Raw genomic sequence first — 13,378 nt, 5'->3', positions numbered from 1 at the left:
ATTATCTGAAATCGGGCTTAAACCATTCTCGTAAATCCAAACGCTTTCGTATTAGAAAGTTTTATTTTGGTTGTGGCTTATCAAAACGAGGTCGAGCCAAGATCAAAGGCAATGGAAGAAGCAAATTATTGTGTATTGGTGCGAAAGTGAAAATCGGCGCTAACCACCCCGCAGGCCTTTACACCAGTACAATCCCTTTTGAGGTTAATTATAAATGAAGTTGTTTATCTCATGTGTTCTCGGCTTAATCTTCACAACACAAGCCTATGCTCAGTTACTCATCGCACCGACCCGTTTTGTATTGGATGCCGACACTTCGGTCACTGAAAAAATCGTTGTCGAAAATAATTCAGACCAACCGATTCGTTTGGAGATAAAACCGATTTATCGCCCTGTAAAGGCGAGTGGCTTGGTTCGAACTGACGCAAATATTGCTGAATCGGAAGACATCGCAAATTGGATTAAGGTCTCGCCACCGATCATTCGTGAACTTAAACCTAACCAGAGACGCACGGTTCGTTTACGTATGAATGCTTTACCTGCCGATATGGCAGACGGAGAGTACCGAGCTTACTTGTGGTTTTCTCCGATAGCAAAATCGTCAGAGCTATCAGACATTGCGTTGTCTACGAGCAAAACTAACAGTGACGGATCTGCCTTTCAATTGAACTTTCACATCAATAGTTATGTCCCCGTTTATGTTCAGAAAGGTGAGCAAGTACAAGACGTTAAGTTTGCATGTGACAACCAAAGCATCAAGATCCGCAACGATGGCAAGTTTCAGTTCACCGCGAAATTGAATGTCGACGACCATAGCGAAAAAGTGGTACTCCTTCGCAATGCGGAATTAATCAAGCCTTTCCCAAAAGGGTCGAAGATCTCACTAGTTCAAAACGAACAACCTCTCTACGAATGTGTTCTTTAGCTCTCGTTTCATTGTCGCGAACTCTGTAAAAACCAGTGTTCAGCTGTATGTTTTGGCGACTTCTTCTGCTCGCTTCGCTTTTTCCCTTTGCTGCATATTCGCAATCTAAAGCAGAAAGTGATGCGAGCGAACTCTATCCAGCCCATGTTGAAGTTCGAGTGGGTAAAGTAGGAGATAGCTTCTATCGGGTCATGATGGATGACTACGAAGAGCCCTTTATTTCGATATCCAATGCCGCTTTTTATCTGCTCGAAATGAATGGGCAGTGTGATGAAAATGGATACTGCGAATTGTACCTACCTCAAGATGTGGCAAGAGAGTCTCCCCCCTATATTGTGGATACTGAACAAGCAATCTGCTATCGCGATGATAACAATATTCAGTCGATCAAATATCAAGTCATCGATTCAGAAACTTATATCCATTGGTATAGCTTACAAGCTTGTATCCCGGCTAAAGTGCGTTGGGATATTAATGATTACCGGCTAACGGTCTCGCCAGAATTCAGTTCATTGACTGAACTAGAAGCGGCGATCTCTAAGATGAAAAATGAATCGCGTAGGAAGGCCGAAGAGCTTAAGCGAGCTGAAAACACGCCAGCTTTCGAACCTGTGGCTGCGGTAGGCTTAGCCACTCGATTAGCGGCATCGGTTTATCATGACAGTGAAACTGGCGGAGATGTTTACGCGATCTCAGATACCATATTGAGCACAGAACACTCCTTGTCTCGCTTGTCGATTGATTCGCGAGAAGATAACCCGATCGTTTATTACAACATCGCGGTGGAAGCGCATGAAGGTGAAGGCTCTTTGGAAGTTGGCCATGTGTTATTAGATGGCAGCGTTTTTACCGTGAATCAAACCCTCGAAGATGGGCTCTATTACACCAATCGAAAGCGACAGACAGAGTTCGGCAACCTTCAACTCGAACGAACGACTCAACCTAACATCAGCATCGATGTCTTGGTCAATGGCATCTATCAAACCACTTATCGCTCAGATGAGTTTGGACGCTTTGTAGTCGAAGAAGACAATATTTCCCCCGGAGACACCATCAAGTTTCGCTACTACTTGTCGAAAGGTGTTTGGCAAGAGGAAGAGATCACCGTTGCTGGTTTAGAAGATGCATTTTTGCCACGCAATGAGTGGGGTGTGCAAGTAGTGGGAAATGAAGGTACAGACCGAGCTGGCGCGGTATCACTCGAATACGGGCTTGCCGATTATTTCACTGTAGGCAGTGCCTTTATGAGACAACATGGTAAAGACCTCGTTGGCTTTCAGGGGCGATACTTACCAGCACACTGGTTTGCAGGCCATATTGGTTGGTTGCCTGAATTTAATCGCTTTCCAATGGAGTTTGATATTTTGATCAACGGTGACCAGTCGGCATCGATAGAGCTTAATAAAACCGATGAATTGGACTCAGAGTCGATGGAATACGATGTTTTCAAATATAACCTATCGCTTGAAAACTTAACCGCCTTTTTGTCCGTGAGAGATGATGAAGATGAGCTCAGCATTGAGCCTAAGTTGAACTCGAAAGTGGCTCGCAATCTGTTTGTCTCATACGCTGGCGATTATCGATACACCAAAGCCTCTCATCAAGATGACTATCTTCATACGATTGGCTTAGCTAAAAGCGGGTTTTCGGATACATCGTGGAATATCTCTGGAACCGTTAATGGCTCTGGTCATCATGAGCGAACGGAACTATCCCTCAGAAATGCGTGTAAAGAGTGCCTGTTAGATCCTTTCGAGGTCTTTCAAGAACTCACGACGAACGTATCGGCACGATATCAAAAGCAGGATGTCTCGTTTACTGCCTCCTTAGAAGCGCGTGTGAACCCTTATTTACTCTTTAAGTTGGAAGGAACAGAAGATCAATACGGTGTCGAAATGACCACTGAGTTCGGTGCTAAGACTTATTTTGATGACAGCATTGGTGAGTTTGTAGAGTGGAATCGATATAACCATTCTAAGCTGACGGGCATTGTCTATGACCACCACAAACAACCCATACCAGGTGTCAGCCTACAAATATTGGATCAACGAACGGTCAGTGACGCAAAAGGTCGGTTTGAATTCTCAAGTGTCCCAGCTCGGGATAATTTGCCGATCTATATTGATGAAGGAGCACTCGACCTTAACCTGACGCCGATTCAAAACCCCGTGTTTGTGAATACCAAACAAGTCGGACTCACTCATGCTCACATAGAGATGGTGGTGTCATTTGGCGTCGATGGCACAGTAGAAGGCGACATAGAAAACAATGCTTATCTGCACTTCAAGCATATCCAGAAAGGCACCGAGTATTCGAGTGAGATTGAGAGCGATGGCTTTTATATGGTAGAGGGGCTCATCGCAGGCAAATACATTGTGACTTTGGAAATGGGAGATAAGCGATACGTGCAAGGTGCCGACTTGGACGGAGATTTCTGGGTCAGCGATCTCACATTCAACCTCATCGATTTTCATAAAGTGTATTAGCCCCGATCGCTTTTGATTAGTCTGAAGGAGGTGAGAGTATCAAATGTACTTTTTCTTTTATGTTTAATTCTCGGTTTCTAAGATCTTTGAATATAGCTTTCCACTCTTGGAAGGTAACCACTATCGGGTTAAAACTGTTTACTGGCTTGGTGACGCCGTAACGCACAGTTTCAACTTCGGGTTCGAACGTACCAAGCAACTTATCCCAAATGATCAAAACACCAGCGTAGTTCTTATCGATGTATTGTGGATTTTTCCCGTGATGCACACGATGATGTGAAGGGGTGTTAAAGATGTATTCAAGTGCACCTAAGCTTCGTATCCATTGTGTATGGACAAAGAACTGCAAACCTAGGTTGAGAAGCACCACAAATATGACCCATTTGGGGTCGAAACCTATGATGACCAAGGGAACCCAAAATAGCCACATACCCGCGAATGGGTACATTAAGCTTTGACGGAAAGCTGTGCTGAAGTTCATGCGTTCTGAGCTGTGGTGGGCGACGTGTGCTGCCCACATCCAGCGGACACGATGGCTTGCTCTATGGAACCAGTAATAGAAAAAGTCTTGCAGTACCATCAATACAACAAAACTCAGCACACCCATTTCGATGTCCATTAAGCGCCAGCCGAACATCCAAAGATACAGCTGCACGATCAATAACCCGGTGAGTAAATCCGAGAGCTGGTGCATGCCTGCTAGCGTGAAGTTACACATTACTTCTGAAAGTTTATAGCTCGAGTTATCAGGCAGTCGACCTTGCTTCTGACCGATAAAATACTCAGCCAACATGCACAGCACGAACAAGGGCGCTAATACCAGCAGTAGCCATTCTGGGTGATTGATTAATGCGTCGATATTCATGTTCTATCCTCGTTGAGACACGATACGTGTTGTGTAAGCTTGGTCGCCTGAGATTCAGTGCTCAGCAGGATTACGCTACCAGCGAGCAAAGTGATCTTCTGTTAGTCCAAGAGCGTCATCGAGTGGATGTGTCACACCATTGTTGTCTTCAATCGAGCCAGAAAAGTGACCGATGAACTGACGGAAGTTACTCTTTAGCAGCCATAAATTGAGCTTTTCGCTGCGGTTATTTAAGGGGGTAAATGACAGGTTTATACGCCCATCTTGTGATGTTATTTGCCAAGGTAAATCCGTGTTTTGACGACTAAATGTAAACTGCACCGGATTAAGTAAGTGTCTAGTTCCATTCACCCATAATACGTTTTCGCAGCCTCCCGTCTCATTGACGCCTGCCGCGAGGTTCAGGCCAATATCAGTGCCATTTGATTGCGTGTTGAGGCTAGCCCAACGCCAACTGGTTTCACGCCTCATGTAACCCGCCGAAAAGTCATAACCAGCACGAGCTTGCGTGAGGTTTAATGATGCTCCCTTGACTTGGATATCGCCGCTGATGCGCAAAGCATTGTGCTTTTGGGTGTAAGTCCAACCTGAATAACCTGTTGGGCTGCACATCGCGATGGGCGAGCTGTCGGTCTCTGGCTCTAAAGCGATATCGGCTTTGATGTGTTTGGTACTTAAGCGAACTCGCCATTGTCCGCCTTCAATCTCAAACGTAATGCTCTGGTTTGCAATACTTGTCTTTCCTTCAAATGGTGAAGCGGTCACTTGTTTATCAAACCCTAATGGCCTTAACCAAGATGACTCTTCAAGATGGTTGTTTTCGATGTCGTACAGATAACAAAATGCGGAACCCAAGTAGCGAATATCTGCGATGGCGACACCAATAATGTGCGTGTCGGTGACGATGCTAACAAATTGAAACTGTTTGTAATGAAAGTGCTTCTGCCAAGGATTTGCTTTTGCATCCATTGAGTTGCGGTAGTCAAAGCTCTTAATGTTCAGGTGCTTAGGTATGCCATCGAAATGCCCAATAGTCGGCTGACCATTAGAATCAATCAAATTATGTGGGGCAGGGATTGTTTTTATCATTTGCGATGGTTCACATTAATTTAACAATTAAAGCCATTGTGCGATGAGTAGCGTAGAATTGGGAGGTCATATTCGGACAAGAGCTGGTTACTAATCACGATTTCGTCAGCATGGGTTGTTGGACCTGAGTGGTCAAGATTGTTGTGCGAGGCTCGATACAAGGAGATTTGATTGGAGATTATCGCGGAGTATAAGCCAACGGGGCATCGGCATCAGCTAGGAGCATTAGATATAGCGCTGCTGTTGAATACCTTAGCGCAACGAGGTGTCGATATTGAAAGGCTGCTCACGGAAGTCGGGTTAGAAACTATGGATTGGCGAGACCCGAATGGAAAGCTGACTTACGCTGATAAGCTTGCGTTGTTTAGCGCGGCTAATCAGAGCTTTCCTCACGATGGTTTAGGGCTTTGGTTAGGAGAGCATGCAAGTCTGAGCCACTTTGGCGTGTTGGGTTATGCGCTATCGACCAGTCAAAATGTTGGGGAGGCCATCCAATCGGGATTTAAATATTTGCGCCTGAATGGGCCTATCTTCTCGGTTAGACTGCTTCTAGATTCCGAACAAGCGGTGATCCAGATTGAAAATACTTTTGAGGTGGGTGAGCTGCTTCCTTTCTGCAGCGAGTATTTCCTGAGTTCTATTGTCTCTTTGTTCAAAGAGCTGACTGGCCATGATCTGGATATTCAGACTCTGGCTTTGCCCTATGTTCGCCCTAACTACGTCAAGCTTTATGAAAACCGTTTCCAGTGTCCGGTGATTTTTGAACAAAACCATTGTGAGCTGCGTTTTGATGCATCGGTTTTGGAGCAAACCTTGCGGACTCATGATGCCGCGACTCTGAAGCGTTATCTCGCGTCTTGCCAATCGATAGTCGATACGTTGGACTCTGAACATTTGTTGACTAACCAGATCAAAACGATCTTCTATCAAACCGCAGGCAGCTTCCCGAATATTGAACAGTTAGCCGAAGAGTTCGGTTGCAGTTCTCGTACGCTAAGACGAGAACTGGCAACCCATGATTCCAGTTATCAAGTACTACTGACCGAAGTTCGAGTAGAACTAGCTAAGGAACTGCTGCTCGGCACGACCATGAGTATCGATGACATTGGTGAAAGGCTCGGTTATAGCGACCCAGCAAATTTCAGAAGGGCGTTTAAAGGGTGGCTCAATAAAACGCCCGCTCAGTTTCGTGACGGTTTAAGTTAAAGCGTTATTTGCTAAAAAACTGCTCCCTGAAGTCGGTGATTTTCTGTTGATAGTAACTGTCCCAATCTTGTTGAGCCCAAGTGTCATGACTTGACGTTCGCTGAGCGTTTAAGGTTGCTTTGAGTTGATTCAGTTGTTCGTGATAAGTCATCACGGTTTGATTTTGTTGTTCGACTTGTTGTTCACGCGCGCCAATATCATTGGCCTGTGTTGCGTCTAAGTAGCTCTCCTGAAGGTCGGTTTTGATTAAGACTATCTCAGAAGGGCTATAACTGGTGGGTATCAAAGAGACGGCCAACTCATATTTTTGAAGCTGTGTTTCGGCGTTTAATGTGCCCGCACTGTTTTGCCATTCACTAAGCAGATCTTGATAGTTAGTCAAAAACTGGTTCGCTTCACTCTCTTCAAGAACATTTGCGTCAAGCGTAAAATCCAGATGAGCAAACTGGTCTGCGAATAGCTGGTTGGCCAACTTGCCCCATACTTGCTGTGCGGACTGCTTGAATAGGGCAATACGTTCTTCAATATTTTCTATGGATTCAAGTGGAATACTGCTTTGGGCTAATTGCCAGTCGACTGTGAGCTCTGGATAGCCGCTCAGTAACTCAAACCATATGCTCGACAGTTCTGATTTCAATCGTGCCAGTTGTTCAATGCAGTCGTCGCGTTGTTGGCAAACTTTCCAAAACTCATCGAGTTCATCGAATAAAGCTCTACCTTGAAGTTCGCTCAAACCTTCCCGCATAGGTTTTTCCATCCAGTGAAACAGCGGGGGTATGTTTGCTCTGCATGGCAGCATTTCCCGAACTAGCGGTTGCAGTTGGCGTGGAGTTATCGTCAGCCGTTGTCTGTGAAACACGGGGCTTAGCTTCTGTAATCTGAACAGAAGGCAGCGATGATTCGTTCGATATTGATGACCATGAGTAGCCAACAATGCTCGCCGTTAAGACGAGCATGAGGATTAATATAACTCGATGCATTATGGGTTCAACGCGTTACTTAATGACGGCACTAACAGGGAAGTGATCTGAAAGGTTGTAGTGCTTCCATAACTCACTGCTTGTAGACCTTGGGACATCCACGCGATTGTCGTTATGAGTTTTGGCTGCATATTCCGAACTCACCACCACATAATCAAGGTATTCGACATTCTCGCCACCCGACATAGGTTCGCCTGCAAAGTTGTTGATGCGAGGGTCAAAAGTAGAAGCGGTGTAACCAGAGTATTTCGGCTCATCTGCTTGTAAATTTGCGAGCATCTGTTGGTAGTCGCCTGGGAACTTCAGCTTGTTCACGTTGAAGTCACCGCTGTAAACCACAGTTTCTGATGCAGGGATATTCAAAGACTGTGCTAGTGCGCGCATTTGCTTGAATTGACGTTGTCGGTAGTCACGAGCGGTGTTTGTATCAAACGAGGCAGTGTGCGTGCCAAATACATGGTAAGCCTTACCATTCTTGATCACTTCCGCGTAGTTAACCCCTTTGTCTGCAAAGCAATCTGTACCCGTGCAATCAGGGAAAACATACTGAGCTTCATTTACGATAGGGTAACGGCTAACAATAATTACGCCACCGTCATAGATGTTAATCCCGTCTTTATCGAGCATTTTGGTTTGGTAAGGATACTCTTTTGCCAGTTCACGTAGAAATTCATCTCTGCCGTTGGCAAACACCTCTTGGAGTGCCAACACGTCATAGCCTTTTACGTATTGAGGGAGTAGATCGTAGCGATCACCAATGTGTGAAGCGATGGCAGGCAGCGCCCAGATGTTGTAGGTCATGACTTTGAGAGTGGTGGCATCTGGTTCTGGCTGCTCATCCACTTTTGGCGGGGTGATGGTGTAGTAAATGTCATCGTAACGTGCCGTAGAATCGGCTTTGAGGGCAAGCTCCGAATTGATCCCGAAAGCATCGGTCGTGCTACGGTGAATATTGCGATCGTCATGCAACGTTAGGTTTACGTCTGCGGCACTCAAACCATGTCGCAGAGTTGAATTGTACCAATGTCCCTTCATGGTTTGATTGAGCGTGATACTTTCTCCAACAGGGTTAGATATGACAGTATCGAATTGATAGGTTTGCCCTGACTTCACACCCGTCCAACGATTAAAACTGATCAGCTTCTTTGTTTCCCAAGGGCCAATCTGTTCAACGTGCTGTTGCCACTCATCACCCAGTTGAAGCTGGTCGGTACCTGTGTGACTGGCTTGAATGGTCATCACTTGATTGGTGTTATTGGTGAGATACACGTCGGTGTCTGCGATCGCAGAGGTCGAAGCGATTGATGTGGATGCCACAAGTGCAGCTAACCAAGTCCATTGAGTTTTCATCGTTTACGTTATCCTTATTGATTGATGTCTAGAATAACGTAGTCAAGAGTTATGACATTGGAGTTATAACTCTATGGCATTTATTCAAATATGAGATATATGCCAAGGTTTTATAAAATTGATTAATCATTGAAAACTAACATATTGTTTTGTGGGAATGATAAGTGGTACGCGCGCGAATAATAGAGTTAGAACATGGGCTTTGGACGATAAACGAACCAGTTTGGTGTGTTTAAGTAAAAGTCGTGTATTGGGAAAAGTTGAAGGTGTAAACAACAAGAAGGGATTGCAGAGACAGTTGAGTTGTCTCAACATAAATTTTGCGATTGTTCTGTAATTTAACTTTGTTCAGTAAACAGAAACCTTAAAAACAGGTATGATAGTGCCGTTTTTAATCCTGAACTGGGAAAGTCATGGCAAAGTTAACACTCCAAGAGCAGATGCTTAAAGCTGGCTTGGTAAATGAGAAAAAATTAAAGAAGGCGAAGAAAGGCTCTAAAAAGTCTCGCGTTCAGTCTCGTGAAGCAAAAGCGGCAGCAGAAGAAACTAAACTGGCGCAGCAAGCGAAAGACAAAGAACTAAACCAACAGTTGAAAGAACAGCAGTTGAGCAAAGAAATTAAGGCTCAAGTGAAGCAACTGATTGAGATGAACAAGCTAGAACAGAAGAACGGTGAGATCAAATACAACTTCACCGACGGTACGCTAGTTAAATACCTTTACGTAGAAGAGCTGACTCAAAAGCAACTAAGTAAAGGCATTCTAAGTATTGCTCGTCAGGGCGAGAGCTATGTTGTTATCCCAACAGCAGTTGCTAACAAGATTGCTATGCGCGACGAAGAATCTATCGTTGATACGCAAGCGGGTAGCACAGACGAAGTAGACGAAGACGATCCGTACAAAGACTTCGTGATCCCAGACGATCTAATGTGGTAAACCGCTTTATCTAGCTCTAGTAAGCTAGTTAAATTGAGATTCACCGCTTTATTGACAGGATCTAAGAATGCAGCGAACAATCACTCGATTGTCGCTGCATTTTTTATTGGTGCGAAATGACCTTAGCCAGTCTGAGTAACACTTAGTGTTCTGACATGCCGTAAACAAGGCTATCATTGGCATCTACATGGTCGATAAAATCGGTGTTAGCGCGCTGCTCGTGTTGGTCATAGCCATCAAAGTAACAGTCGCCAATTTCATTGCGTGGGCAAACGTGAATGTGGTCTTTAATGACCAGTTCGGTAGAACAACATGGACAGTGTTTGACATGTCCAGTGAGTACCGTAGATCGATTTGGTTTCATACATCCTCCTGATAGGCACTGTAATCTGATTGCCTATTTGCCCCCTAAGTTACGCAAATTATTGTGTCGTTATGATTTCACTTTTAAGTCAATGAAAAACGATTCAGAGAGTGAATGCCTAGGCGTGAATGTACTTGGACGGCTAAGAGAACATAAGACGAATCAAGCCCACAGTAGACACTATGGGTTTGGTGTCACTTCTTATTCCGCTTATTACTGCGTTGGGGTAAGTGTTAACTGAGCGTTGTCATAACCGAGTTGCGCTAGGGCTGCGGGATCGAAGTCTGTCATAACTTTGATGTCACCGGCATAATAGGTTTTGTAACTGCCAGATGGTGTCATGGCGTTAAATGAGTCGACAGAGTGCTCTGTACCAATATCTATCATTCCAGAATATTGAGATTCAGCACTAAACTGGCCTGCAACATACGTATAGAATGGGCGGACACTGGCACCTGCGGCGTACTGCATGCTACTCAAACCATGGGTGTTGATTGCCCAACTCCAATCCCACCATTTCATCTCTCCAGGAATATAACGGTGATCCCATTGGTAACGGATATTGGCTCCATCTTCGCTGGTGGTTCCCATCGTGAAAGTGTGTGAGACAGTAGGGCGGTTTGTTGGATGTGAGCTTAGCGCATTACCGCTATGACGCAGGAAACCGGTAAAGTTTACGTCGTAACTCATGTTCGTTTTGATACGGTATGGGTAAGAGATGGTAGAGCGTAAAAACTCGACTTGAAAAGGCAGCACGGAGTGAGCAGGTACGGTAATAATGGCTTGTAGCTCGGTTGGTTCAAAGCGAGCGCCACTGTTGATGTCGGAGAAACGTTGGCCTTCTACTAGTGCGACGCTTACCTCTGTTTTTCCGACTTGCGGCCAGTGAAAGGTCTCTTCAATAGCGACTGAATCAGCAAGATCGAAGCGCTGTGTTTTGCTCCATTGTGTTGATTGCTCAAAATGGAGATCAACGACGATTTGTTTAGGTTGTTCACTATCATTGATTGCATAGGCAGAGACGTTTTTTATCAACTCTTGGTCGGTCTCTGTTACAGAACCATGCAAAAATGAGCTGTTGTCGAGTGTGTAAGCGAAGTTATCGACAGTAATTGTTGTCTTCTCATTACATCGGTCACCTGCGCAGCTTCCATTGCTAGTCCCTTTGATCTCCCAGCCATTGTTGAGTGGCTTTATTGTCATGTCTTGACCGACGTACCGTGCGTTATCGCCTCCAACCCAAGCGTAACCAAGGTTATGACCTAAATAACTTAACGGTCTGATAAAGCGAATGTTGTTGCTGACTAAGGCGCGTTGAATATTATGGTTGTTGTTCGCTGCAATGACTTGCTCTTCGTAGTAAGGCAGACCTGCGTCTGGGGTATTGGGATAGCACCAAGTGTTGTCGCTTGATTGCCCTTGTTTGATCAGGCCATGGTAACCAGATCCCATGATCACCCAGTCATTTTTAAGACCAGCAATGTCCCACACATTCATACGAGATAGCAGGGCGGTTTTGTGCTGCTGAGCTTCTGTATGGTTGAGCGGGCGATAATCGGAGCGGCAGACATCTTCACCGAGGTTATCTAATACTATTTGGTCTGAATATATCTTTGCATGGGTGGTAAAAGAGATGAAAGAGAGTGCTGAGCTGAATAGAAAGGTTTTACTGACGTTAAGCATGAATAAGTTCCTGAATGCCATTGTTTGGCTATTTTTATTTAATTCGTTTTATGGGTATTGATTTAAAGCCGAGGGACTCTAGCGGGATGTACTTTGTCATATAAAACAATGCCAAAAATACTGAAATGAATTGAAAATAAATACTTATAAATATCAGAGGGTTGTACTGTTGACCTTGTTGGTTGATAAAGACTTATCTGATCGCTTTCAATTAGTTTCAACAATCCAATTAATGGGTGGTTGATTGTTGAGCGTTTCTATTTCACCAGTCTCGCTATTTGGGGTTTTGGCTTGGAAATTAGTTCTTGAGATTGATTAGCAAGGTGTCTCCCATTAATGAACTGAGGAGCTATTGAGGAAGCCAAAATAAGAAAGGGTGTTGTGATAGTCAGGATCAAAAAATGCAGCAACAAACTTTCGATTGCCGCTGCATTTTTATGGTTCGAGTTAACTTAATTAAACAAGATTAAGCATCACCGGGTTTTTCCCGTTTGCTGTTCCAACCCATAAAGTTGTAGGTGTTGTAACGAGCAAAGCCTATCTGCTCATGCAAGGCAAAATCTGTGACCGCAAAGTTGTACCACAATGGCAACCAAGAAATCTGAGCTGCCATATAGTCGGCTCTCACTGGAATAACATCCAAACCGAAGTGGTTGAAGTAGAGCTCGCTGCGGCGAATATGTAGGCCAGATGAAACCAACACAATGTTGTCGAACTTATGATGCTTCATTAAGTCACTGGTGAGCTGTGCGTTTTTCCAAGTGTTGACGCTATTTGGCTCTTGGATAATGTCACCCATTGGAACGTCAAGTCTCAGCAATTGTTGTTGATAAACCTCAGCTTCGGTGACACCGTGATTTTGTGCATCGCCACCACTGATGATCACTTTGCATCTGGTTTGCGTTTTTGCACAAGCTTTGTATTGGCTTGCGGTTTCGTTGATTCGGCCGAAAGAGAAAAAGGTCGGCTCAAACTCTTGGGTGCTACTGATGAATTGAGTACCAGCGCCAAGCAACACAATGGCGTTATTATTCGACCATTGGATCTTAGGCTTACTTTCGTAATCGGCTTGCAGGTCGTTCAGTAAATATCGAGGAATTAAGCCTGAACCAATCAACATAAATGACGATATAAGAACAAGAGATAAAAACAGAGAGGTTTTTCGCCATTGCAGTAAACGCGTAAAGCCAACCAATAGCAGAAGAAGTAATAATATAATAAAGCTCATGAGGATCCTGTTATCGAACGGGTGCCAAAATGATGTGACATACTGAAGCCGTGCATCATATATCAGTTATGTTAATCGTTCATAGCTAACTCATTGTATTATTGAACAAATGCACGATTTTTTGTGAATAAATACGATAACGAATGGGAGCTGGAATAAAAGCGCTCTGTTATTGTTCAATAACCCTTCTGAAATTATTGGTATATAAACAAGGGAATGATTTAAACCCTATTTCGTGTTATTTAAACCCGATTTCAGATAATAAGT

The 13,378-nt window shown here is 44.3% G+C and carries 11 protein-coding genes and 1 pseudogene; 5 read left to right on the top strand and 7 right to left on the bottom strand.

The features are described 5' to 3' along the window. The 3 genes from BCT34_RS00985 to BCT34_RS00975 form a co-directional block, all read left to right on the top strand. The coding region (locus BCT34_RS00985; protein ID WP_198594877.1) for a DUF4402 domain-containing protein at positions 1–218 on the top strand (218 nt) is incomplete at its 5' end. Further along, on the top strand, positions 215–925 hold the full coding sequence (locus BCT34_RS00980; protein ID WP_076654779.1) for a molecular chaperone: 711 nt from the start codon (positions 215–217) through the stop codon (positions 923–925). The genes BCT34_RS00985 and BCT34_RS00980, both read left to right, overlap by 4 nt. A gap of 47 nt (positions 926–972) precedes the next feature. After that, positions 973–3,411: a carboxypeptidase-like regulatory domain-containing protein gene (locus BCT34_RS00975; RefSeq protein WP_076654778.1), complete on the top strand. Its 2,439-nt coding sequence runs from the start codon at positions 973–975 to the stop codon at positions 3,409–3,411. 16 nt (positions 3,412–3,427) lie between these two features. On the opposite strand, the gene BCT34_RS00970 is transcribed toward BCT34_RS00975, so the two are convergent. Further along, a complete protein-coding gene (locus BCT34_RS00970; protein WP_076654777.1) occupies positions 3,428–4,276 on the bottom strand; it encodes a sterol desaturase family protein in 849 nt (282 codons plus the stop codon). 75 nt (positions 4,277–4,351) lie between these two features. Continuing rightward, the gene (locus BCT34_RS00965; RefSeq protein ID WP_076654776.1) at positions 4,352–5,365 is read right to left on the bottom strand and encodes a DUF2804 domain-containing protein; all 1,014 of its coding nucleotides are present in this window, start codon (positions 5,363–5,365) and stop codon (positions 4,352–4,354) included. Positions 5,366–5,536: 171 nt separating this feature from the next. Between BCT34_RS00965 and BCT34_RS00960 the strand changes: the two genes are divergently transcribed. After that, a complete protein-coding gene (locus BCT34_RS00960; RefSeq protein WP_076654775.1) occupies positions 5,537–6,571 on the top strand; it encodes an AraC family transcriptional regulator in 1,035 nt (344 codons plus the stop codon). 4 nt (positions 6,572–6,575) lie between these two features. Here the strand turns inward: BCT34_RS00960 and BCT34_RS00955 are convergent. Further along, positions 6,576–7,527 (bottom strand): annotated as a pseudogene (locus BCT34_RS00955) (chromosome partitioning protein ParA). 39 nt (positions 7,528–7,566) lie between these two features. Beyond that, a complete protein-coding gene (locus tag BCT34_RS00950; protein ID WP_076654774.1) occupies positions 7,567–8,901 on the bottom strand; it encodes a sphingomyelin phosphodiesterase in 1,335 nt (444 codons plus the stop codon). Positions 8,902–9,314: 413 nt separating this feature from the next. Here BCT34_RS00950 and BCT34_RS00945 point away from each other — a divergent pair, with 413 nt between their 5' ends. Next, positions 9,315–9,836: a DUF2058 domain-containing protein gene (locus tag BCT34_RS00945; RefSeq protein WP_048611459.1), complete on the top strand. Its 522-nt coding sequence runs from the start codon at positions 9,315–9,317 to the stop codon at positions 9,834–9,836. A gap of 142 nt (positions 9,837–9,978) precedes the next feature. Here BCT34_RS00945 and BCT34_RS00940 read toward each other — a convergent pair whose 3' ends face one another. From BCT34_RS00940 to BCT34_RS00930, 3 genes are all read right to left on the bottom strand, one after another. Then, a complete protein-coding gene (locus tag BCT34_RS00940) occupies positions 9,979–10,200 on the bottom strand; it encodes a hypothetical protein (protein ID WP_076654773.1) in 222 nt (73 codons plus the stop codon). A 213-nt stretch (positions 10,201–10,413) separates the two neighbouring features. After that, entirely contained in the window at positions 10,414–11,883 is a 1,470-nt protein-coding gene (locus BCT34_RS00935; RefSeq protein WP_076654772.1) for an aerolysin family beta-barrel pore-forming toxin, read from the bottom strand. 466 nt (positions 11,884–12,349) lie between these two features. Further along, positions 12,350–13,111 (bottom strand): YdcF family protein, encoded by a 762-nt coding sequence (locus BCT34_RS00930; RefSeq protein ID WP_076654771.1) that lies wholly within the window; start codon positions 13,109–13,111, stop codon positions 12,350–12,352. Positions 13,112–13,378 lie beyond the last annotated feature (267 nt).

The sequence above is a fragment of the Vibrio sp. 10N.261.45.E2 genome, from assembly GCF_002875705.1.
Taxonomy (GTDB): domain Bacteria; phylum Pseudomonadota; class Gammaproteobacteria; order Enterobacterales; family Vibrionaceae; genus Vibrio.
Note: the sequence above shows the minus strand (reverse complement) of the source record. Positions and strands in the feature narration are given on the sequence as shown.